Source organism: Bifidobacterium sp. ESL0827 (assembly GCF_052606685.1).
The window spans coordinates 974,348-997,769 of sequence record NZ_CP199597.1; the positions used below are offsets into that span (position 1 = coordinate 974,348).

The 23,422-nt window shown below is 62.3% G+C and carries 20 protein-coding genes; 3 read left to right on the plus strand and 17 right to left on the minus strand.

All coding sequences use genetic code 11. The features are described from left to right. Positions 1-4 precede the first annotated feature (4 nt). The 8 genes from sufC to aroC form a co-directional block, all read right to left on the minus strand. On the minus strand, positions 5-784 hold the full coding sequence (gene sufC, locus ACUIAI_RS03830; RefSeq protein ID WP_198177736.1) for a Fe-S cluster assembly ATPase SufC: 780 nt from the start codon (positions 782-784) through the stop codon (positions 5-7). Position 785: 1 nt separating this feature from the next. Beyond that, positions 786-2,012 carry a Fe-S cluster assembly protein SufD gene (gene sufD, locus ACUIAI_RS03835; protein ID WP_445342701.1) on the minus strand — a complete coding sequence of 409 codons (1,227 nt, stop codon included), beginning with the start codon at positions 2,010-2,012 and terminating at the stop codon, positions 786-788. After that, on the minus strand, positions 2,012-3,466 hold the full coding sequence (gene sufB, locus ACUIAI_RS03840; RefSeq protein ID WP_081581024.1) for a Fe-S cluster assembly protein SufB: 1,455 nt from the start codon (positions 3,464-3,466) through the stop codon (positions 2,012-2,014). Before sufB ends, sufD begins: the two co-directional genes overlap by 1 nt. 259 nt (positions 3,467-3,725) lie before the next feature. Next, positions 3,726-5,390 carry a CTP synthase gene (locus ACUIAI_RS03845; RefSeq protein WP_198179751.1) on the minus strand — a complete coding sequence of 555 codons (1,665 nt, stop codon included), beginning with the start codon at positions 5,388-5,390 and terminating at the stop codon, positions 3,726-3,728. Between the two features lie 65 nt (positions 5,391-5,455). Continuing rightward, a complete protein-coding gene (locus ACUIAI_RS03850; protein WP_445342702.1) occupies positions 5,456-7,999 on the minus strand; it encodes an excinuclease ABC subunit UvrA in 2,544 nt (847 codons plus the stop codon). Continuing rightward, entirely contained in the window at positions 7,996-8,466 is a 471-nt protein-coding gene (gene aroQ, locus ACUIAI_RS03855; protein ID WP_445342703.1) for a type II 3-dehydroquinate dehydratase, read from the minus strand. The genes ACUIAI_RS03850 and aroQ overlap by 4 nt, the downstream gene beginning before the upstream one ends. Positions 8,467-8,469: 3 nt before the next feature. Continuing rightward, entirely contained in the window at positions 8,470-10,101 is a 1,632-nt protein-coding gene (locus ACUIAI_RS03860; RefSeq protein WP_445342704.1) for a bifunctional shikimate kinase/3-dehydroquinate synthase, read from the minus strand. A gap of 13 nt (positions 10,102-10,114) precedes the next feature. Beyond that, positions 10,115-11,308, minus strand: a complete 1,194-nt coding sequence (gene aroC / locus ACUIAI_RS03865) for a chorismate synthase (RefSeq protein WP_198205397.1) — start codon at positions 11,306-11,308, stop codon at positions 10,115-10,117. A 62-nt stretch (positions 11,309-11,370) separates the two neighbouring features. Here aroC and ACUIAI_RS03870 point away from each other — a divergent pair, with 62 nt between their 5' ends. After that, positions 11,371-11,844 carry a hypothetical protein gene (locus ACUIAI_RS03870; protein ID WP_445342705.1) on the plus strand — a complete coding sequence of 158 codons (474 nt, stop codon included), beginning with the start codon at positions 11,371-11,373 and terminating at the stop codon, positions 11,842-11,844. 50 nt (positions 11,845-11,894) lie between these two features. Here the strand turns inward: ACUIAI_RS03870 and mltG are convergent, their stop codons facing one another. From mltG to rpsD, 7 genes are all read right to left on the minus strand, one after another. Continuing rightward, positions 11,895-13,091 (minus strand): endolytic transglycosylase MltG, encoded by a 1,197-nt coding sequence (gene mltG, locus ACUIAI_RS03875; RefSeq protein ID WP_445342706.1) that lies wholly within the window; start codon positions 13,089-13,091, stop codon positions 11,895-11,897. Then, entirely contained in the window at positions 13,092-13,574 is a 483-nt protein-coding gene (gene ruvX, locus ACUIAI_RS03880) for a Holliday junction resolvase RuvX (RefSeq protein ID WP_445342707.1), read from the minus strand. Between the two features lie 8 nt (positions 13,575-13,582). Then, complete coding sequence (alaS, locus tag ACUIAI_RS03885) at positions 13,583-16,264, minus strand: alanine--tRNA ligase (RefSeq protein WP_445342708.1); 2,682 nt, start codon at positions 16,262-16,264, stop codon at positions 13,583-13,585. 166 nt (positions 16,265-16,430) lie between these two features. Beyond that, positions 16,431-16,670, minus strand: coding sequence for a hypothetical protein (locus ACUIAI_RS03890; protein WP_445342709.1), 240 nt, complete (start codon positions 16,668-16,670; stop codon positions 16,431-16,433). After that, positions 16,670-17,101: a DUF948 domain-containing protein gene (locus ACUIAI_RS03895; protein ID WP_445342710.1), complete on the minus strand. Its 432-nt coding sequence runs from the start codon at positions 17,099-17,101 to the stop codon at positions 16,670-16,672. The genes ACUIAI_RS03890 and ACUIAI_RS03895 overlap by 1 nt, the downstream gene beginning before the upstream one ends. Positions 17,102-17,193: 92 nt before the next feature. Then, the gene (locus ACUIAI_RS03900; RefSeq protein ID WP_445342711.1) at positions 17,194-17,862 is read right to left on the minus strand and encodes a histidine phosphatase family protein; all 669 of its coding nucleotides are present in this window, start codon (positions 17,860-17,862) and stop codon (positions 17,194-17,196) included. 105 nt (positions 17,863-17,967) lie between these two features. Continuing rightward, complete coding sequence (rpsD, locus tag ACUIAI_RS03905; protein ID WP_015021916.1) at positions 17,968-18,594, minus strand: 30S ribosomal protein S4; 627 nt, start codon at positions 18,592-18,594, stop codon at positions 17,968-17,970. A gap of 318 nt (positions 18,595-18,912) precedes the next feature. On the opposite strand from rpsD, the gene ACUIAI_RS03910 reads away from it, so the two are divergent. Together ACUIAI_RS03910 and ACUIAI_RS03915 are read left to right on the plus strand one after the other, a co-directional pair. Continuing rightward, positions 18,913-19,599: a TetR/AcrR family transcriptional regulator gene (locus tag ACUIAI_RS03910; RefSeq protein ID WP_445342712.1), complete on the plus strand. Its 687-nt coding sequence runs from the start codon at positions 18,913-18,915 to the stop codon at positions 19,597-19,599. After that, positions 19,596-20,873, plus strand: a complete 1,278-nt coding sequence (locus tag ACUIAI_RS03915; protein WP_445342713.1) for an MFS transporter — start codon at positions 19,596-19,598, stop codon at positions 20,871-20,873. Before ACUIAI_RS03910 ends, ACUIAI_RS03915 begins: the two co-directional genes overlap by 4 nt. Positions 20,874-20,889: 16 nt before the next feature. On the opposite strand, the gene ACUIAI_RS03920 is transcribed toward ACUIAI_RS03915, so the two are convergent. Together ACUIAI_RS03920 and ACUIAI_RS03925 are read right to left on the minus strand one after the other, a co-directional pair. Beyond that, entirely contained in the window at positions 20,890-22,227 is a 1,338-nt protein-coding gene (locus ACUIAI_RS03920; protein WP_445342714.1) for an ABC transporter permease, read from the minus strand. After that, a complete protein-coding gene (locus ACUIAI_RS03925; protein ID WP_445342715.1) occupies positions 22,214-23,407 on the minus strand; it encodes an ABC transporter permease in 1,194 nt (397 codons plus the stop codon). The genes ACUIAI_RS03920 and ACUIAI_RS03925 overlap by 14 nt, the downstream gene beginning before the upstream one ends. Positions 23,408-23,422 lie beyond the last annotated feature (15 nt).

A 23,422-nucleotide genomic window follows, 5' to 3' on the forward strand; every position in this document is an offset into this window, starting at 1 on the left:
ATCCTCAGGCCAGAGCCGATTCGGAGTCGGCACCCTCGGGCAGGTACTGGTCGTACCCGGTCTCCTCCAGGGTGTCGGCCAGCTCGGGACCGCCGGTCTTCACGAAGCGACCGTCGGCGAAGACATGGACGATGTCAGGCTTTATGTACTTGAGGATCCTGGTGTAGTGGGTGACCATGAGCACGCCCATGCCGGTGTTCTCCTTGGCCCTGTTGACCCCTTCGGAGACGATGCGCAGAGCGTCCACGTCCAGCCCGGAGTCGGTTTCGTCCAGGACGGCGAACTTGGGCTTGAGCAGCTCCAGCTGCAGGACCTCGGCCCGCTTCTTCTCGCCGCCCGAGAAGCCCTCGTTGACGGAGCGCCGGGCAAACTTGGGATCCATGCGCAGCCGCTTCATGGCATCGTTCAGATCCTTGGTCCACTGGCGGATGGCCGGGGCCTTGCCGTCGACCTCGGTCTTGGCAGTACGCAGGAAGTTGGTCATGGACACGCCGGGCACCTCGACCGGGTACTGCATGGCCAGGAAGAGCCCGGCCTTGGCCCGCTCGTCCGGGGTCATCTTGAGCAGATCCTGCCCATCCAGCAGGGCCTGGCCCGAATCCACCTCATACTTGGGATGGCCGGCCAGCGTGTAGGCCAGAGTGGACTTGCCGGACCCGTTGGGCCCCATGATGGCGTGGGTCTCGCCGGAGTGGACGGTCAGCGTGGCCCCCTTGAGGATCTGCTTGCGACCCTCCTTGGTCTCCACTGAAACGTGCAGATCCTTGATTTCCAATGTGGACATGTCAGTTCTCCTCCAAAACGTGCTGCATCTCTTGATCCTCGCCGGCCGCCAGCCTGCGGTCGATGACCCCCATCAGGTGCCCGGAGACGCTGGGGACATCGATCTCCTCCACCAGTTCGCCGAAGAAGCCTCGAACCACCAGCTTGCGTGCCTCCTGCTCGGGGATGCCACGGGACTGAAGGTAGAAGAGCTCCTCATCGTCGAAGCGTCCGACCGAGCTTGCATGGCCTGCCCCGATGATGTCGCCGTTCTCGATCTCCAGGTTAGGCTCTGAATCAGCGATGGCTCCAGGGGTGAGCACCAGGTTCCGGTTGAGCTCGTAGGAGTCAGTTCCAGGCGCGGTGGGCTGAATGAGCGCGTTGCCCACCCAGGTGGTGTGCGCGCCGATTCCGTCCAAGGCTCCCTTGTAGACCACACGGGACTTGCAGTTAGGATGGTTGTGCACCACCATGGTCCGGTGCTCCATGTGCTGGCCGGGATCAACGAAATAGATGCCCAGCATGTTCAGGTCGCCCTGCTCGCCGCCGAAGTCCTGGTCAATGCGCAACCGCACCACATCGCCGCCCAGGCTGACCACCGAGTGACGCAGGGAGGCCTCGGCACCCAGGTGGATGCGGTGGTTGCCTACATGCTTGCTGCCCTTGTCCCACTCCTGGATGAAGGTGGTCGACATCTGCGAATTGTCACCGATGTCGATTTCAACCCCCTCAGCCAGACGTGCCTGGCCCTGGTGCTCAACCACCAGATCGGCCTTGGTGCCCGCCTCTGCCTTGATGACCAGGTGGAAGGCATCCAATTCAGGGCCGCCGCCGTCCACACGGACCAGCACGGGCTGATCCAGGGTGCCCCTGAGGTTGACCACGGTCGCCTGCTTGCCGCTGGCCCACTCCACAGCCGCTGCTCGGTCGCTGGGCTTGAGGACGGTGCCGCAGGGGGCCTGATCCATGGGAATCCGGCTGACGCTGACCTGATCCGCGGGCGGTTCGGACCCGTCGATCATGGTGACCGAGACCTTGGTCAGACCGCTGGGTTTGAAGACGGTGAAGAACTCCTCCATCCGGTCGATGGGGGTGAACCGCCAGTCATCCTGCTTGCGGGTGGGCATGGGGAAGTCGTCAGGATTGAAGGAGCGGGGCTCCTTGTCGGCGCTGGACGGCATGGTGGCCGGGAAAGCATAGGGATCCTTGGGATCCGCATGCGGAATGGTTATTTCGCTCTTCTGTGACATCAGCCTACCGAACCCTCCATCTGCAATTCGACCAAGCGGTTGAGCTCCAACGCGTACTCCATGGGCAGCTGCCGGGAGATGGGCTCCACGAACCCGCGCACTATCATGCCCATGGCCTCCTTCTCCTCCAGGCCGCGGCTCATCAGATAGAAGAGCTGGTCCTCGGAGACCTTGGAGACGGTGGCCTCGTGGGCCATGGAGACGTCGTCCTCGCGAACATCCACGTGCGGGTAGGTATCCGAGCGGGAGTAGTCGTCCACCAGCAGGGCATCGCAGACCACCGAGGAGGAGGACTTCTCGGCACCCTTGATGATCTTGACCAGGCCTCGGTATGCGGCCCTTCCCCCGTTGCGGGAGATGGACTTGGAGACGATGGTGGAGGAGGTGTGGGGTGCCAGGTGGATCATCTTGGCGCCCGTATCCTGATACTGGCCTTTGCCGGCGAAGCCCAGGGAGAGGGTCTCGGCCTTGGCGTAGGGCTCGGCCAGGATGCAGGCCGGGTACTTCATGGTGGCCTTGGACCCGATGTTGCCGTCCACCCACTCCATGGTGCCGCCCTCACGTACATAGGCGCGCTGGGTGACCAGGTTGTAGACGTTGTTGGACCAGTTCTGGACCGTGGTGTAGCGCACACGGGCGTGAGGCTCGACCACAATCTCCACATTGGCCGCATGCAGGGAGTCGGTGGAATAGATGGGGGCCGTGCAGCCTTCCACGTAATGGACGTAGGAACCCTCGTCGGCGATGATCAGCGTGCGCTCGAATTGGCCCATGTTGGGCGTGTTGATGCGGAAGTAGGCCTGCAGGGGGATGTCCACATGGACGCCCTTGGGCACGTAGACGAAGGAGCCGCCCGACCAGGCTGCCGTGTTCAGGGCGGCGAACTTGTTGTCGTCCGGAGGGATGACCGTGGCGAAGTACTTGCGGAAGAGGTCCGGGTACTCCTTGAGGGCCGTGTCCGTATCCAGGAAGATGACCCCCTGTTTGCGCAGGTCGTCGCGGATGGAGTTGTAGATGACCTCGGACTCGTACTGGGCGGCAACGCCGGAGACCAACCGCTTCTTCTCGGCCTCGGGGATGCCCAGCCGGTCATAGGTGGTGCGGATGTCGTCGGGCAGGTCCTTCCAGTCCTTGGCCTGCTCCTTCAAGGGCTTGACGTAGTACTTGAAGTCGTCGGCATCGAACCCGCTCAAATCCACGCCCCACTTGGGCATGGGCTTCTCCATGAAGGCCCGATAACCCTTGAGACGCATCTGCAGCATCCAGTCAGGCTCGCCCTTGTCGGCCGAGATCGCCCGGACCACGTCCTCGTCGATGCCCTTGTGGGCGTTGCGCCCGGCATCGTCGGAGTCATGCCAGCCATAGGTATAGTCGCCGAACTCGGAGATGATCTGGTCGTCTTTTTTGATTTTTTCTTCGTTGACGCGGGAGCGGTCAGCCACGTATTGGCTCATTTCCACATCCCGCGATGTGTCTGTCCGCTGCGAGGTGCTGTCCACGAGCTGAGACCTCCTAACACACGCACGGCCGCCATATGCGGCCGTTCACACCATTACAGGATAACCGGGACCGTAGTGAACCGCCAGACCTGGGCTTACGCTCTCTAAGGAATCCAGCCCGCCTCTTGACAAAAGCACTGATACGGACGATCGCCCGTCTCCCATAAGAGGGAAACGAGCGATCTTAGTCAACGTTTTTGAAAACGAATCGACCTCAGGCGGCCTCCTGGCCTCCGTGCTCCAGACTGGCCTTGACCAGACCAGTGAAGAGAGGGTGCGGCTTGGTGGGCCGAGACTTGAACTCCGGGTGGGCCTGGGTGCCCACATAGAAGGGGTGCTGATCCTGGGAGAGCTCCACGAACTCGGTCAGCTGCCCGTCCGGGCTGGTGCCCGAGATGTGCAGGCCGGCCTTATCCAGCCGCTCCTTGTAGGCCACGTTGACCTCATAGCGGTGGCGGTGGCGCTCGGAAATCTCGGTGGAGCCATAGAGCCGGGCCACCAGGGAGTCAGGCTTGAGCACTGCCGGGTAGGCACCCAGCCGCATGGTATGGCCCATGTCGCCATGGCCCGCCACGATGTCCTTCTGCTCCTCCATGGTGGCGATGACCGGGTTCTCGCAGTCAGGCTCGAACTCCGAAGAGTTCGCATCCTCCAGACCCAGGACGTGGCGGGCAAACTCGATGACCATGGACTGCAGACCCAGGCAGAGGCCCAGGGCGGGCAGGCCAGTCTCGCGGGCGTAGCGCAAGGCGCCGATCTTGCCCTCGATACCGCGGATGCCGAAGCCACCGGGGACCACAATGCCGTCCACGCCCTCCAGGGCCTTGCGGGCACCGTCCATGGTCTCACAGGTATCGGCGGCAACCAGCTTGACCTGGACCTGGGACCGGTTGGCGAAGCCGCCGGCCTTCAGCGCCTCGATAACCGACAGGTAAGCATCCGGCAAATCGATGTACTTGCCCACGATGGCAATGGCCACCTTGGTGCGCGGGTTGTGGACCCTATCCAACAGGTCCTCCCACTCGTTCCAGTCGACATCGTGGAAGGGCAGCCCCAGCTTGCGCACCACGTAGGTATCCAGGCCCTCCTTATAGAGGATCTTGGGCACGTCATAGATGCTGGGCGCATCCACGCAGTTGACCACGCCCTCAGCATCCACGTCGCACATCAGGGAGATCTTGTCCTTGATGCCCTGGTTGAGTGGCCGGTCGGAGCGCAGCACCAGGGCATCAGGGGCGATGCCCAACTGGCGCAGGGCCATGACCGAGTGCTGGGTGGGCTTGGTCTTGAGCTCGTGGGCGGCGGCCACGTAGGGAACCAGGGAAACATGGACAAACATGCAGTTGTCCGGGCCGATGTCCCGACGAACCTCGCGTGCGGCCTCCATGAAGGGCTGGGACTCGATGTCACCCACAGTCCCGCCGATCTCGGTGATGATCACGTCCACATCGTCGCTGGCCTGGGCCCGCATGCGGCTCTTGATCTCGTTGGTCACATGGGGAATGACCTGGACGCACTGGCCCAGGTACTCCCCCGCCCGCTCCTTGCGCAGAACGGACTGGTAAATCTGACCGGTGGTCACATTGGCCTTCTGGGAGAGGAAGACGTCGGTGAAACGCTCATAGTGGCCGATGTCCAGATCGGTTTCGGCCCCGTCCTCGGTCACGTAGACCTCGCCGTGTTGGAAGGGGTTCATGGTTCCCGGATCGACGTTGATGTATGGATCCAGCTTCTGTTGAAGAACGCGGATTCCACGGCTTCTCAGCAACCGGCCAAGAGAGGATGCGGTCAGTCCCTTGCCCAGTGAAGAGACCACGCCGCCGGTGACGAAAATGTGTTTGGTGATATGCCCTTGCGAATTTCCATGTTCTCTGACCATGGAACTTCAGCCTATCAGGCAGGAGCGACCAGAAACCGGCCAACACTCGAGGAGGAGGGACGGATTCAGGCACGGCTCAGATGCAGGTGGTCGCCCAGGTAGCGGCCGGTCACCGAATCCGGGTTGCGGGCCACGGATTCAGGGTCGCCCTGGGCCACGATTCTTCCGCCCCGATCACCGCCCCCCGGGCCCATATCTACCACATGGTCGGCGTTGGCGATCATGTCCAGATCGTGCTCGATGAAGACCACCGTGGCCCCCTTGCTGACCAGGCGCTCCAGCACTCCGATCAGGACGCGCACATCCAAGGGATGCAGGCCTGTGGTGGGCTCGTCCAGGACGAACATGGAGCCATTCTGCCTGCGACCCAGCTCGTTGGACAGCTTCAGACGCTGGGCCTCCCCGCCAGAAAGTGAGGGGGTGTCCTCCCCCAGGGTCAGGTAGTCCAGGCCCAGGTCCTTCAGTGTCTGCAGGCCTCGGCGGATGGCTGTGTACTCACGGCCCTGTGCGAAGACCTCCAGGGCCCGGCCCACCTCCATGGCCAGCAGATCGGGCAGGCTCATCGGCTCCAGGTGTGCCGGCGTGGACAGACGGTAGTGCTCGGCCTCCGGACGGTATCGACGACCATGGCAACTGGGGCAGGTGATGGGGATGTCCGGCAGGAACTGCACATCCAGGCTGATCTGGCCGGTGCCGTCGCACTGGGGACAGCGCAGCGATCCTGTGTTGTAGGAGAAAGCCGAGATGCCCAGCTTCTCCCTTTTCGCCTGGTCAGTGGCCGCGAAGAGGCGGCGCAGCCGGTCCATGAGCCCCGAGTAGGTGGCCACCGTGGAGCGCACGTTGATGCCGATGGGCGAGGAGTCCACCAGGCGAACCCTGTCGATGCCCGCCGGATCCAGGCTATGCACATGCTTGGGCATGGGGTGGCCTTGGATGCGGGCCTGAAGGGCCGGGACCAGGGACTCCAGGATCATGGTGGTCTTGCCGGAGCCGGATACGCCGGTCACAGCCGTCATGCACCCACGAGGAATGGCCAGATCCAGAGGGTGTACCGTGTGAATGGGTCCTGACTGCATGCGGATCCACCCATTCCCTGCAGGCATGGGATGCCGGTCCCGTACCAAAACGGATTCACGTCCGTCCAAAAAGCCGGCGATGCGCGAATCCGGGTCTGCGGCGATTCGCTCTGGGGCTCCCTGGGCGAGTATACTGCCGCCGCGCTCCCCTGCCCCGGGACCCATTTCAATCAGATAGTCGGCTGATTGCAGAACCTTGACGTCGTGGTCGACGAAAACCACCGAATTGCCGTCGGCCAGCAGGTCGCGCATGACCCCTATGAGCCCCTCCAGGTTGGCAGGATGCAGACCGGTCGAGGGCTCGTCCAGCACATAGAGCACGCCGGTGGTCTCGTTGCGCACAGCCCTGGCCAGCTGGGCCCGCTGCCGCTCACCTGTGGACAGGGAGGCACTGGAGCGGTCCAGTGTCAGGTAGCTCAGTCCCAGCTGGATCAACCGCCTGCCCATCTCGTCCAGGGTCTTGCACAGGGCCGAGGCCATGGGCCGCATGGCTTCGGGCAATGTGGGCGGCATTTTCCGACCCCAGTCCAGCACCTTATCCAGGGGCCAGGAGGTGACCTCGGCCAAATTGTCCCCGTTGATCTCGGGCAGACGCGCCTGCTGGTTGAGCCTGGTGCCCTTGCAGTCCGGGCAGGTCCGCTCGGTCAGGAACTTGGCCACCTTGGCCAGACGCTTGTCGTCGTTGGCCCTCTTGAGCTCCTCGGTCACGGTCAACCGTGCGTTGCGGAAGGTGAAGTCCAGCTCGTGGACCCCCTTGATCGAAGTGATGGTGATGTGCTTCTTCTCGGCCGGGCCCTCGAAGACGATCCTCCGCTCCCGATCGGTCAGATCCCGCCAGGGCACGTCGGTGCGGACTCCGAACTCGCGAACGATGTCGGGCTGGACATTGAAGCCGAAGGTCCGCCAGGGCACCACGGCCCCCTGGTCGATGGTCAGGCTGTCGTCGGGGACCAGGGTGGCGTCGTCCACCTCGCGCACGGTCCCGGTCCCCTGGCAGGTGGGGCAGGCTCCCAGGGAGTTGAAGGCCAGCTCCTCGGCGCTGGGGGGCTCCACCTTAGCGCCGCAAATCGGGCAGGTGGCGGGCATCTCGGCCGCCACGGCCAGGGTGGGCGCCTGGCGATGGCCATTGGGGCAGACGTGGCTGGCCAGCCGGGAGAACATCAGCCTGAGCACGTTGAGCAGCTCGGTGGCGGTGCCGAAGGTGGAGCGCATGCCGCCCACGCCCGGCCGCTGACGCAGAGCTAAAGCCGGAGGCAGGAAGCGCACCGAGTCAACCTGGGGACGCTGGGCCTGGGTCATCCGCCTCCTGGTGTAGGTGGACAGGGACTCCAGGTAGCGGCGGGAGCCTTCGGCATAGAGGACCCCCAAAGCCAGGGAGGACTTGCCGGAGCCCGAGACCCCCGCGATGCCCACCAGGCGATTCAAAGGAATGTCGACATCCAGATTGCGCAGGTTATGGACCCTGGCGCCGCGGACAAGGATGGCCTTGGGCGGTGCGGAGAGTTTCTTGCCGGTCTCCCCGCCCTCACTCATGCGGTCTCCAACAGGTGGGCCACAGCCTCCAGGGCCAGCCGGTAGCCGTAGAAGCCCATGCCTGTGATGGTTCCGGTGGCCACTGGCGAGATGACGCTGCGCCGACGGAAGGCCTCCCGGGATGAAGGATTGGAAATATGGACCTCCATCAGCGGCAGCCCTGCCTGGGTGACCTGGACGGCGGCATCGGCAAGCCCATAGCTGTAGTGGGTGAAGGCGGCCGGGTTGAGCACTACGGCACTGCCTTGGTCCACTGCCTGATGCATCCAACGGATGACCTGGCCCTCGTCATCCGATTGCAACACCTCGACATCCAGACCCAGCTGCCGACCCCAGTCTTCGCAATCCCTGGTCAGGGTCGCCAGATCCTGACGACCGTAGACTTCAGGGTCCCGCACACCCAGCCGACCCAGGTTGGGTCCGTTGACCACCAGAACCGTCTGCCTGCCCTTGTCGGCATCCGCCATCTGTCATCCCTCCTCGCGTATGGCCTGGAAGGCCTTCTTGAGTGCCGAGACCGGCGGGTCGTCCAGGTGGGTGGGTTTGCCCAAACCATCAAGAATGATAAACCTCAACTTGTTGCCACGGGCCTTTTTGTCCCGATGCATGAGGGCCAACACCTGATCGAAGTCTCCCCCATTCCACCAGGTTCTCAGTCCCAGCGAAGACAGAAGCCTCCTGTGGTAGTCGACCGCCTCCTGATCCAGGTGGCCGGTGATCCTGGCCAGCTCGGCTGCGAAGACCATGCCCACGGACACGGCCTGACCATGCCGCCAGGTGAAGTGTTCGATCTTCTCAATGGCGTGGCCAAGGGTGTGACCATAGTTGAGGAACTCCCTCAAGCCGGATTCCTTGAGGTCCACTGAGACGTGCCGGGCCTTGACCTCTACGGTACGTTCGATCAGTTCCTGGACAACCGTGCCCAACCACTGGTCGGACTCCCGTCCGTCGAAGGCGCGCAGGGACTCGGCCCGCTCCTCCAGCTCACGCAGGATGCCGCCGTCCATGATGAATCCGGACTTGGCCACCTCGCCCAGGCCCTCTACAAAGATCTCATTGGGCAGGGTCCGCAGGGTCCGCAGGTCAGCCAGGACGCCGGCAGGGGTATAGAAGCTGCCGACCAGATTCTTGCCCTGCTCGAGGTTGATGCCGGTTTTGCCGCCGGTGGAGGCATCGACCATGGCCAGCAGGGAGGTGGGGCAGTTCACATAGCGAATGCCGCGCATCCAGGTGGCGGCGATGAACCCGGCCTGGTCTGTGGCCGCTCCCCCACCCAGTCCCACAACCGCGTCGGAACGGGTGAAGCCCTCGGTGGCCAGGCGCTCCCAGATGCCCTGGCTGACCTGGATGGTCTTGCCGGCCTCCGCGTCGGGAATGGTCAGATCCACCACCTGATACCCGGCCTGGCGAAGCAGGGCCCGGGCATGGTCGGAATGGCGCTGGACCGGCTGGGTGTGAATCAGGGCCACACGCATGGTCTGGTCGCCAAGCAGCTCATGCAGTCGCCCGGTCACCCCGGCGCCGATCCTCACATCGTAGGGGTCGGGACCGCTGACGTGAACCACCCGCTCAGTCAGGGCATCGGCCAGCCGTCTGGCCAGGGCCCGGGGGGTGGTGTTCCTGGATTTGAGGGTGATGGTGGCCAGCTCCTGGTAGACGCTGCGGCGCTCGCGATAGAGAGCCATCCAGCGCTCTGATGCGCCGCCGCGAAGAAGGGGGCGGTGATCCGAGCGAGCCGCCCGGCTTACGCCCTCCTCGGGGTCGATCTGCAGGTAGACCACAGCACCGCCTGCCCGCCGATAGTCCTGGAGCGCCTGGAAGACACCGGTACTCATGGGTGCGCCTCCACCCAGGGACAGGATGCCGCCGGGGAAATCCTTCAGGAGGTCCAGGACCGCCCGGGTCTCCATGTCACGGAAAGCCTGCTCGCCCTGAGTGTCGAAGATCTCACTGACCGACCGACCCGCTTCTTTTTCGATGCACTGGTCCGTATCCCGGAAGGGCGCCTTGATCAGGGCGGCCGTCTCCCTGCCCAGACGGGTCTTGCCCGCGCCGGGCATGCCGATGACGACGGCCTTGGGCATACTGCTGCTTTCAATCATGCAAGACCGCCCCTCACCGCAGATGCTCGGGCCAGGACTGGAGGTAGGCCTGGGCGTTGCGCCGAACCTCCTCGAGCGAGTCGCCGCCGAACTTCTCCAAAGCGAATCGGGCCAGGGTCAGGTTCATCATGGCTTCGCCGATCACTGCGGCGGCAGGCACGGCGGTCACATCGGAACGCTGATGGATGGCCTGGGCAGGCTGGCCGGTGGCCACATCCACCGTGCGCAGGGCCCGCGGCACCGAGGAGATGGGCTTCATGGCGGCCCTCACCCTGATGGGCTGGCCGTTGGAGGTGCCGCCCTCCAGCCCGCCTGCGTGGTTGCTGAGCCTGCGGATCGTGCCGTCCGGACCGGGCTCCATCTCGTCATGGGCCTGTGAACCAGGGCGATCAGCCTCCCTGAATCCGTCGCCGATCTCCACGCCCTTGATGGCCTGAATGCCCATGAAGGCGGCGGCCAGGGCCGCATCCAGACGCCGGTCGTCCTCCACATAGGTGCCCAGGCCTGCAGGCACGCCATAGGCGATGACCTCGAAGACCCCGCCGGCGGTGTCGCCGTCCTTCTTAATCTGGTCGATCCTGGCCATCATCCGCTTTTCGGCGTCCTTGTCCAGGGTCCTGACCGGCGAGGCATCCAGAGCTGGCCCGTCTTCAGGACCGGGCGTGACTTCATGACCTTCCAGGCCGACACCGGCGATGGAGATGACATGGGAGACGGTCCGTATTCCCAGGGCCTGCCGCAGGAAGTCGGCGGCCACCGACCCCAGGGCCACCCGGGAGGCGGTCTCCCTGGCTGAAGAGCGTTCAAGGACGGGACGCGCATCCGTAAATCCGTACTTGCGCATGCCGGTCAGATCGGCGTGGCCGGGCCTGGGCCTGGTCAGCGGGGCGTTGCGACCGGTCGCCGGGGGCTCCTGATCGGCGGGCAGCTCGTCCACGCTCATGATCCGCTCCCACTTGGGCCACTCCGTGTTGCCGATCTCGATGGCCACCGGTGAACCGAGCGTGCGCCCATGCCTGACTCCGGTCAGCAGACGCACCTTGTCCTGCTCAAAGCCCATCCTGGCCCCGCGGCCATAGCCCAGCCGACGACGGGCCAGGGCCGATTCAATGTCCTTGGTGGACACGGCAACCCCTGCGGGCAGACCCTCCATCATGGCCACCAGGGCCTCTCCATGGGATTCCCCTGCCGTCTGCCAGCGCAACATATTCAAGCTCCTCGTTCGTTCCTCGTTTGCCAGGTTAGGGCTACCTATGATTATCTTAGAAGATGGTCTACCTCATCCCAGCGCCGGGACTGCTGACCGCCCTCCTCCTGGCCCTTATCGATATCCGTTCCCGGCGAGTCCCACGTCTTCTGGTGTTCTTCGGACTGATACTGCAGACCGTGACCCTGCTGTGCTTTTGCCTGATCCAGGCTCAACCGATGCTGCTGGTGCAGTGCCTGCTACTGACTCTGGCATGTTCAGGCCTTCAGCTCTTGCTGGCCCTGGTCCGACCCGGTGCCCTGGGACTGGGCGACGTGACGGCTACGGGTCTGGTCGCCCTGAGCCTGTCTGTTCTGGGATGGACCACCATCCTGGTCTGGTGGCTGATGATGGGCCTGCTGGGGCTGGTCGCCCTGGCTCTGGTCTGGTTGGCCCGTCGCCGCGGGTCGGCCAGGACAGACGGCCCTCTCTCGCTGGCCTACGTCCCGGTCATCCTAGCCGCAGCGGTGGTGGCCCTGCTCATCGCAGCCATCTAGGACCGGCAGTCAGTCGGACAATCGAGGTCCTGGAATCCAGGGACAATGCGCTACTTGCCCTGCTCGTTGTGCTGGGACTCCCAGGCCTTGTACTCCTTGACATCGCGGTTGAACTGATCAGGGTTGTCGCTGAACCTGGTCTCTCCCGTGTCCATGTTGACGGTCACGAAATAGAGCCAGTCGCCCGACTCAGGATGCATGACCGCCTGGATAGCCTCGTCCCCAGGGCTACCGATGGGGCCTGGTGGCAGACCCTGGTGGATCCTGGTGTTGTAGGGGTCGTTGGCATTCTTCAGCATGGCATCGGTCAGCTTCAAGGCCGAGACATTGTTGGAGTAGGCCACGGTGCTGTCCATGCCCAGGGGCATTCCCTTGGCCAATCGGTTTTCGATGACCCTGGCCACCTTGCTGTAGTATTCCGACTTGTTGACCTCGGCCTCGGTGATGGAGGCCGTGTTCAGTATGGTCTGCCGATCCTGGCCTCCGGGAACGCCCAACTGGTCCAGGTGCTCAATCCGCTTGGAGACCAGGTTGCCCAGGATGGCCTTGGCCGACCCGGCCTTGCGCACGTCGTACTCACCAGGCTGCAGCCAACCCTCGAAGTTACCCTGCGCCTCCTGGGGCAGGATGTCCTCGCTCTTGGCCTGGATCAGAGCGTCGAATTCGCTCTGCGGAACCCCGGAAAGCTGGGCAGCCCGGGCAACCACATCGCGGACCCGCTCGCCGGCCCTCACCTGCAGGAAGCCTCCGGCCTTGCTCCGGTCAGTCAAAATGGCCACCACGTCTGAGGCCTTCATCCGCAGACGCAGATCGAAAGTACCAGGCAGGAGCCTTGATTCGGACTGGGTGCTGGTTATGGCGTGCAGGAAGGCAGCCGTGGACTTGACCACTCCCGCCTTGACCAGATTGGCGCCCACCTGATCAGCCCCCTGGCCGCTCTCGACCGTGAACTCCAGGGGCTGTCCGCCCGGGCCTGGATAGTCGGGGGCGACCTCCTTGGTGGCTACGATCCGGGGGGCGCCATGGCGCAGCCCACCTACCAGAATCACCACGCAGGAGGTGGCCAGCACGACCGCAAGGGCGATGATGATGCACATGATCTGCTTGCGATGCTTGCGCCTTTCGCGCCGACGGCGCATCTCACGGCGTGAACGAGGAGGACGCGGCGGCATGGCAGAAACCGGGGCCTGCCCATCGGCAACCCACTGGACCTTATCCTGGAAGAATTCCTGCATGTCGTCGGCCAATTAGCACTCCTTGTCGGCACGTTGGTCGTCCAGGGCCGACTGCAACAGCACAACAGCGGACTGCTGATCGACCACGGGACGATGTCTTCGCCCGTCCACACGGGCATCGTAGAGCTGACGATGGGCGCTGACGGTCGTCAGTCGTTCGTCTCGCAATACTACACTGGGCAGCTGCTCAGGGGCAATGTCGGCATCCTGGGCCGCCTCCTGCAGGCGACCAGTCAGGGCACGCACCCAACGGGCCGCCTTTTTGGCGCTGCGACCAGCCTGGCCGCTCAGAAGCAGGGGGTGTCCGACTACGACCCTGGACACGCATTTGTCCATAATCAGGTCTTCCACCTGGTCCAGGGCTTGGAAGTAGTCACCATGAACCCTGATGTTGCCAGCGGGAAAGGCCAGGGTCAGCTCCGGGTCCGACAGGGCCAGACCCACCCTGGCCTCACCAAGATCCACCCCCAGCCACACGGCTGTCTGTAATCCCACGGGAAAGCTCAGCCCTCTTGGACCTGATCGCTCAGGGCTTTCAAGGCCCGATCGATGGCCGAGGCATCCTGGCCGCCACCTTGGGCAAAGTCAGGCTTGCCCCCACCGCCGCCTCCCAGGACCTTGGAAGCCGTCCTGACCAAATCGCCGGCCCTGAGACCGCGGTCACGGGCCGCCTGGTTGGTGGCTACGAAGATGACGGGCTTGTCATCCTCGCTGACACCGGCCAGTGCGACCACAACCGGGTACTCCTCGCCCATGCGGGCCCGCAGGTCGGTCACCGTCTTGCGCAGAGCATCGACCGAGCCAAAATGCCCCATGTTCCGGGATGCAACCTTGACCTCACCCGGGGCATGCAGGGCCTGGTTGGCCAGCTCGGGCACAGCCTGGGCCATCTGCTGCTCATATGTGGCCGCCAGTCGACGGTCGGATTCCTTGAGCTTGGCCAGCAGAGCCGAGATCCTGGACTCAAGTTCGTCAGGGCGGGCGTTGAGCTTGTCGGAGAGCTGAGAGACCAGGGCGTGCTCACGGGCGTTGTATTCGTAAGCCCCCTGGCCCACCACGGCATCGACACGACGAACGCCGGTGCCCACCGAGGCCTCGGACATGATGGAGACCGCGCCGATCTTGCCCACGTGGTCCACATGGGTTCCCCCGCAGAGCTCACGGCTCCATCCGTCCTCGCCGATGGAGACCACACGGACCACATCGCCGTACTTCTCCCCGAACAGGTGCATGGCGCCCAGGGCGATGGCGTCGTCATACTTCATCTCCTGCGCGGTCACAGCCAGGTTGTCGCGCAGCCGGTCGTTGACACGGGCTTCCACAGCATCCATGGCCTGGCGGCTGGGGGCCTGCGACCACTGGAAGTCGAAACGCAGCCTGCTGGGCGCATCCTCGGAACCGCGCTGCGTAGCCTGGGGACCCAGTTCCTCTCGCAGGGCCTTGTGGACCATGTGCGTGGCGGTGTGCGAGCGGGCAATGGCCCCGCGCCGGTTCCGGTCGATGTTGGCCGTGACCTTGGCCTGCAGGGTCAGTGTCCCTTCCGTCAGCCGGCAGCGGTGGATGGTCAGCCCCTTTATGGGCTTCTGCACGTCGTCCACCTCCAGGACGGCCCCATCGTCGGTCAGAATCTCGCCCTGGTCGGCCAGCTGTCCACCTGCCTCGGCATAGAAGGGCGTGCGGTCCAGAATCACCTCGACCTGGGCAGGGGCCTTGACGGCCGGAACCGCCCCCTTGCCCTCCTGGATGATGCCCAGGACGGTCGAGCGGCTGGAAAAGTCGGTGTAGCCCAGGAAGACCTGAGGTTCGTCCAGGCTCTTGCGCATATCGTCGTATACGCTCAGATCGACGTTGTGCCGCTTCTTCATGGCATCGGCGCGGGCCCTGGACTTCTGCTCATTCATGAGCTTTCGGAACTCGTCCTGGTCCACCTTGACGCCCTGCTCAGCAGCCATCTCAAGGGTCAGTTCGATGGGGAACCCGTAAGTGTCATGCAGGGTGAAGGCATCCTTGCCGGAGACCTCAGGTTCGCCCTTCCCGCTCTTGGCCTTGTTGACGGCCGTATCCAGAATGGTGGTCCCCTTGTCCAGGGTCCGGCGGAAGGCCAGCTCCTCGCCATAGGCCGATTCGGCCACTTCGGAAAAGGTGTCGTTGAGCTCTGGGTAGCTGGGGGCCATGGCCTCCTTGGAGACCGGGAAGAGCTGGGGCAGGACTTCTTGGTCCACACCCAGCATCTTCATGGAGCGGATCGTCCGGCGCAGCAGTCGACGCAGCACATAGCCCCGGCCGACATTGCTGGGACGGACGCCGTCGCTCATGATCATCAGGGCCGAGCGTACGTGGTCGGCCACCACACGGAAGCGCACGTCATCCTGGGCGTCGTCGCCGTAGTGCCGGCCAGACAGGCCCTCGGCAGCCTGGATGACGGGATAGACCTCATCGGTCTCATAGATGTTCTGCTTGCCCTGAAGCAGATAGGCCAGGCGCTCCAGGCCGGCGCCGGTGTCGATGTTCTTGTGCTCCAGCTCCCCCACGATGTGCAGGTCGGTCTTGGAGCGGACATTGTCCACCTCGTAGTTTTCGAAGACCAGATCCCAAATCTCGATATACCGGTTTTCGTCGGCCGAGGGGCCGCCCTCCTTGCCATAGGCAGGGCCGCGGTCCACATAGATTTCGGAGCAGGGGCCGCCGGGGCCGGGGCCGCCGGTGGTCCAGAAGTTGTCCTCCATGCCCAGGATCTCCATGTGTTCGGGGTCGAAGCCCTCGTTCTTCCACAGGGAGCGAGCCTCCTCGTCATCGGTGTAGGTGGTCACCCAGATCGTGTCAGGATCGAAGCCGTAGCCGCCCTGATCCTGGGGCTTGGTCAGCAGGTCCCAGGCATAGTGGATGGCCTCCTCCTTGAAGTAGTCCCCGAAGGAGAAGTTGCCCAGCATTTGGAAGAAGGTGCCGTGACGGGTGGTCTTGCCCACCTCATCGATGTCCAGGGTGCGCACGCACTTCTGGTTGCTGGCCATCCGGCTCTTGGGCGGGGTCTGCTCCCCCAGCAGATAGGGGATGAAGGGAACCATGCCGGCGATGGTGAAGAGCGTGGTGGGATTAGGCGAGATCAGGGAGGCGGAGGGAACCACCAGATGATCCTTGTCCTGGAAATAATCGAGGAAACGCTTGGCGATTTCCGATGTGCGCATGCTGCTTCTGCTCCTTCAGACCCGATGAACGCCGAGGGGATAACGGGTCGTCCAAATAACTCGGTTGTCCGGGGTGCGAACAGGTCGCCCGCACTCCGGACTCTTAGCTGAATATGGTGATTTTACACCGGCCAGGCGCATCTGTCCTGGCCTGTCCGCCCCAGGCTCAGCCCTGGAAACGGTCCAGATAGCGGCGGTCCAGCTCATCCTGCCGCTGGTGCATGGTCTGGGTGAACTGGCGTACCAGGCCGGACAGGGTCCGTGAGGCCACCTGGTCCTGGTCCTCGCCCAGCACGAATTCCCTTGCACGCTTGGGGGTATTGGCCCTGACATAGGCCTCGGCCTTGGTCACCAGGAGTACGCCTGCCGTGACGCCCAGGCCCATCCAGAAGATCCGTTTGAACATCAGCGGGTACTCCCCTCGTTCCCTTGGCCGTCATTGGCCTTTTTTGCTGTGGAGGACTTAGATTCGGCGCTGTTGCGGCCACCAGAAAGGAATGACGAGATCGTCTTGCGCAGGGCATAGAGGAAGGCTGCCACTTTGATGACCGGCTTGCCCAGCATGGATCCGTACAGGTCGGTCAGGGCGCCGACGTTGCCTGCCGTGGTCGAAGCCGCTGCGGAGATGCGATTGACGTCGGTCAGGGTCTGGTTGAGCTGGGTGACCGTGCTGGCGGACTCGTCCAGGGTGGGCACGACATGGTCGCCCGCCTGCTTGATGGTCTGTGCCAGCTGGTCGAAGAGCTTCCCCAGACGAATCAGGGGATAGATCAGAAACCCTGCCAAGATAGCGAAGGCAATGGCCGCTATCAGGCCGGCAATCTGTCCTACGTCCATCTGCTACCTCTCTTCCATTGGTACGATACTGGGGACAACGCTAGCACGCGCCGTCTATCAGACCAGGCCATGACCGGCCGGTTGAAGCCGGTTCAACGGTTGAAGGACCGAACCTGCAGGGCGCGCTCAAAGGGGGCCTCCGTATCGAAGTCGAATATGGTGACGCTTCCGTTGCTCGGGCGGCTGCTGGTGTCATAACGCCCGCCGCCGAATCGGTTGACCAGACTGAGCAGGGTGTTGCCGTGCGAGATCAGCAGGACACGGTCGCCATCTTTAAGATGCGGGTCGGCGGCAATCAGTGCGAATCCGCCGGCAATGCGCGTCCAGTACTCGCTGTCGGACTCCGCATCACCGAAGGGATCGGCCTCCTTGAGGAAGTCCCTGGTAGCCGCAAGGCCGAACTGATCCACAATCTGCTGGTAGGTGCCCGCCCCATGAGGCGCGCCTGCGGCCCACCAGGCCATGGCCATGTCCTGCCCTTCGAAGTAGCCGTAGAACTGCTCGCGGAAGTGGCTGTCGCTGACCGGCTCAGGCTTGTTCTCCGACTGGTTCTGGTCCAGGATTCTGCGGACTGTCTCCTGGGCGCGGGTGGTGTCCGAGCAGTAGGCGGCAGCAAAGTTCACCTTGCTCAATTTATGGCCCGCACGGTCGGCATCCTCCAGCCCCGATGCAGTCAGCGGCGAGTTGGACCAGCCTTGAAGACGGTTGTAGCGGTTGAAATAGGTCTGCCCATGGCGGACGACATACAGATGGAGCAACATGCCCCCATTATCCCACCCATGTCCCAGCAGGCTCGGCAGATCCTGACATGCAAAAGGCCCCGGACGGACCGGGGCCTCAAAGTTACTAGTGGAAGTTCCTAGTGGTCAGCGAGCGTAGAACTCGACCACGTACTGGATGTTGATCTGAACCGGGATCTCCTCCGGCTCGGGCTTGCGGACCAGGCTGGCCTTCAGGGAGGCCAGGTCCACGTCCAGGTAGCCGGGGACTGCGGGCAGCACATCCCGGTGGACGCCTTCGGCGGCAATCTGGAAGGGGACCATGGTCTGGCTCTTGGGCTTGACCTGGATGGTCTGGCCAGGCTTGACCCTGTAGGAGGGGCGGTCCACGATGTTGCCGTCGACCAGGATGTGGCGGTGAACCACGTACTGGCGGGCCTGGGCGGTGGTACGGGCGATGCCGGCGCGCAGGACCAGGTTGTCCAGGCGGCACTCCAGCTCGCGAAGCATGGCGGCACCGGTCTGGCCGGACTCGTGGGTGCCCCGCTCATAGGCGGCACGCAGCTGCTTCTCGGAAACGCCGTACTGGGCGCGCAGCCTCTGCTTCTCACGCAGACGGACGGCGTAGTCGGACTCGGTGCGACGGCGGCTGCGGCCGTGCTCGCCGGGGCCATAGGGGCGCTTCTCGAACAGGCGCTGGGCCTTGGGAGTCAGGGCGATGCCCAGAGCGCGGGACAGGCGGACCTGGCGACGCGCACGCTGAATGTTAGTCATTGATGCAATCCTTACTTGCTTCTGTCGTTATCTGAACGAAGACGGCCGAAACCGTCGAGTCAGGCCTCTCCAATGCTTCACCGTGCCAAGCACGAACGACCTTGCGGCCGCCGACCCATTGATGGGCTGAGACTCCAGATAGGTTCGCGCACAAATGCTCAAACCAAGTGTTTATTAAACCACATGAGCGCGACCTACAGCAGAGCGTATGTTGTGATATATTCATACCAACGGTCGGTATGTAATTGATTCAAGGCATGAAGATTCCCCCAACCGATCAATGACGATTGAACTCAGCGACCTGAAAGGAAGACGGCCATGGCCCGCAACGCACACCCCGAGCTGACACAGGAGCGGATCATCAAAGCCGCCACTGAGCTCTTCACCAGCCAGGGCTATGACAAAACCAGCATGCAAGACATCATCAATGCGACAGCAGGCTTGAGCAAGGGAGCCGTCTACCATCACTTCCAGTCCAAGGAAGATCTCTTCGACGCCGTGGCCAATAGGTTGATGAACACCATGAGCGAGACGTCCGGCAAAGCCCAAAACTGGTCGAAGCAAGGCACGGCTTTGGAGCAGCTGCAGTCGCTCTTCTCCCCTGAGCGAGCGCGAAAGAGACTGGAGGCCGCGGATCTGATGTTCCGCAAATTCAATCCAAAAGCCAATCCCAAGATGATCGGCATGGAATTCACCGCCGTGGTGGACGAGCGGGACGACTTTGTCGACCTCTTGGAACAGGGCAACCAGGACGGCTCTCTGCATGTGGAACACGTCAAACAAGCCGCAGAGATCCTTCGCCTACTGGCCAACATGTGGCTGCTGCCCTTCTTTCGCCGGGGCACGCAGGCAGAGCTGCGCACCAGAGCCGCCTGTTTCTTCTCGATCATGCAAAGCTTGGGCATCCCCCTGCAAGATCAGGGATTCTCCGACCTATTGGCCTCCTTCGGCACCGACACCAAGGGCAACGAGAAGGAAAAGACCGAAAGCGAAGTCGCGATATGAACCCGCCCGCTCACGACCAAGACTCAGGTCGAGGCCGCTCCAAGGGCAGGGGGCTGCTGACACCGCCCTTCATTGCTCTTCTGACGACTGAGATTCTCTCCAATCTGGGGCAAACATGCTTGGTCTTCGCTCTGCCGCTTCACCTGCTCAATATTTCAGGATCGGCATCCCTCTATGGCATGGCATCCGCTCTGGCAGTCCTTCCATCCATACTCCTGACCCCTCTGGGCGGGGCTCTGGCCGACCGTCTGCATAAGCAGTCCACCATGGCGGTTCTGGACATTCTGTCGGCATTGACCGCCTTCTTGTACATCCTGATAAGCCACAAAATCGACCCGGTTTTTTTGACCGTGGCCTGCATGATGCTGGTCAATGCCTACCGAGCCTGTTACAGCCCAACGGTGCAGGCGGCCCTTCACTGTCTGGTGGACAGAAAAGACCTGACCCGTGCATCAGCGCTGGTTTCCCAGGCGATCTCCCTGGTAGGAATGATCGGACCAGTATTGGCCGGCATGGTCATGGGATTCTTCGGCATCATGCAAGTGGTCGGGGTTGCCGCCTTGGTCTGTCTTCTTTCCGCCGTCTGGATCAAAATCGCCGTCAGGATTCCCGAACCAGCGCAGGGCCCCTCACAAGGCCCAAGAGCGCTGGTTATCCACCTGGTCGAGGACACCAAAGCCGCTGCACAATTTCTGGTCAGACATGGCAACCTCAAAGTGGTCATAGGACTCAGCCTGGCGGCCAACCTGATCTTTGCCTCCTACATCAACGTGGCCTTGCCATATATGGTCACTCGCACGCTGGGTCTGAGCAATGCCATGCAGGGGCTGGCTGAAGGAATACTGGCCTGCGGGAGCCTGCTTGGAGCCATCTTGGTTTCCATCCGTCCAAACTGGTTCTATCTGCAACGGATACCCATACTGCTCTCGAGCAGCGCCCTGGTCCTCCTGCCCATTGCGGCAGGGCTGCTTTTGCATTTGCCTACATATGTCCTCTTCGCCCTGGTAACCGGGTGCATAGCTCTGGCTGCGGGAATAGTGCAGACGGTCAACATCACTTCCCTGTCCTATGAGCAGATTCATACCCCTGCAATGCTGATAGGCAAGGTAATAGGGCTGACCAACAGTCTATGCATGTGTGCGATTCCGCTGGGACAGGCCGCCTTCGGCCCACTAATCGACCACTGCCCCATGACCCTGATTATCACTGGAGTAGTCATAGTGACACTGCTTACCTGTCTGATAGCCAGGCTGGCCATGAAACCGGACGAATGACTGGCAAAATCAGGCGTCATCCGATCATACTGGGGTCGGAGCTGACAGGAGCGACCAGGGTGGCCCGGGTGCGTGTCAGACGGGAGACCATGAGACCGACACAGACATAAGCCAGAGCGAACAGTGCAACCACAGTCAGTGGAAGGCCCCAGGAGGCCAAACCAGTTGTGCTTGAATCCATTATTGATTGGACTGCAGTGTTGTACCACCAGCCCGGCGTCAGTTTGCCGATGGTCTGCATGACCGGAGGCAGGGCGCCGCCGGCACTCGATCCGGAGGTGAACATAACCACCAAGCCGAAGGTGACCCCGACGGAGTTTATGAGAGAAGAGGAAGGATTGAACTGAGCAAGCATGAATCCAAAGGAGGCCGCCGACACAGCAAATATCAGCATGACGAAAAAGCTCAGCAGCACCCTCCCCCAGCCAAGCGAGATCAGGGACACCCCCGATGCCGCCATACTGAAGGCAACAAGTGCCACGTAGTATGCCCAGGAGAAGCCTGCCACAATGAGGGCTGCCGTGAGTTCCTGCCCATTCAGGCTGGTTGATCGCATTGGAGAGGCAAGCAGGCGTCGATGTCGGTCAGGAGAAATGAAAGCTCCGAAGAGCGTGGCAACGCAGACCGTCAATGCCGTCATTAAGGGAAAAGCAGCCAGGGCGACTGTCGTAGCGAAGCCTTTCAACAGGGCTCCGTGGCCATCAGTCTTCGGGCTGGCATGGATGCCCACATGTGGCTGGTTTCCGGAATAGTGGGCCACAGCATAAGCAGCAGCATCCTTGACCGCCGTAGACAAATGCAGATCCATCGAATCGTTTTGGCCCAGACCCGTAAGCAAGGCAGTACGAAGAGCATCAAAATAACTGTCCACCTGCAATTGTGCCAGACTGCCACGGCTGGAATTATAGGAGGCAGCCGTTTCAACTTTGGGAAAATCGGACGTCTTACCGCCGCTGTGAGCTTGGGCAGCAGTGTCTTCAAGTGCCTCAAGGAACCGTTGACCATATCCCTTAGGAATGATGACAGTTAAATCACTTTTGCCGGATACGTTGGCATCCTGCAGAGCCTGAGGTTTATCGTCGACTGTCTCCAGATGGGCCGACTTGCCCAAATACTTCTTCAGACCCTGGCCCAGATCGCAACCAGCCTGGTTACCGCAATCCCTGTTGATGACGACCACCTTCGCACGTGCGGGTTCAAAGCGACCAACCGAGCTTGAGGCATTGGCACGCACCGCGGCCTGCATATTCGCGGAACCGACGACAATCATGATCAGGCTCATGCCCACCAGGTACAGGAGGAGGTAGAACTTATGCGCCCAGATGACGCGTAGTGCTGTTTTACAAGTATTCATACCGTTGTTTCCTTAGGAGCAGACCACAGGTGGTCAGGAAGATAGCGGCCATAATGGCCAGGATGCCGCAGGTGCGGGCGAAGGGTGCCAGGCTGTCGTAGTAGACAATGTCATAGAAGAGGTTGGAGACCTGCTTGACTGGGTTGAGCAGGTGAAGGATAGGAGCATGCTCCTGGATGGCGTTGTTGAGGTCCATAGTCATGCTGCCGTAGAGGCCGATAAAGGCACTCAGGGTGCAGTCGATGCCTATGACCAGGCCAACCTTCGTTTCGGTGGGGAGTTTGGGAATCGCACCCATCATAGAGCCGAAAGCGGTGGCCATAAAGGTGCCCACGGCGATGGCTATGAGGGCTATCGGGTCACGACCACCGGTTTGCACGCCGCAAACTGTGCGGACGAAGATGTAGGCGACCAGGAGGCTGACTGCGGAGACGAGCCAGGAGGCCAGGAAGGCGCCCGCTGCCTGCCTCCACTTGGGGCTGGGCGAGCTGGCCCGTCGGGCTCCTAGGGCTGAAAGGTTGGGCTGAGTCTTGGCTATCATCTCGGCGGCGGTGCTGGCACCGATAAGGCAGGCCATAGCGAGCACAGCGAAGAAGTAGGGTGCAGTCATTGAAGGGTGGATGTGCGTCAGGCGGATCTGCTTTGTGTAGATTTGCCCGCCGGATTGCAGCAGAATTTGGTTGCTTGGTGAGGCAATGGCTGCCCTTGCGGAGTTGGCCTGGTTGAAGCTGCCCAGCGAGGCAGACAGAATGGAGACCGCGATGCCTTCGGAGGCGGTTGCATCGGATTGGATACTGGCGGCTTCGCGGTCGGACAGGACCATGTTGACCAGTCCGTCAGGGCCCGCGTACAGGTAGCCAATATCCTTCCGGCTATCCAGACGCGTATTTGCTTCGTCCCGGGAAGCTACTGTCGTCGGGACAAGCAGCTGAGTGTCCTCGGATCCTGCCTTGGGTTTCTTCGATAGTGAGGAAACCAACTCGTCAGTACCTGGGTTGGCTTTCCAGTTAGCGTCCGAAACAATGGCGAAGTGCTGTGCCTCGGCGGTGTAACTGTCTTGCAGATTGCCCATGATGCCCAGCATCAGAGCGGCCAGAATGACTGGGAAGGCCAGGACCCAGAAGAGAGAGGAAGTGTTGCGTATCGAGGTCTTGACGTTGATCAGGAATGAGTTCCACATGGATAGGTGCTCCTT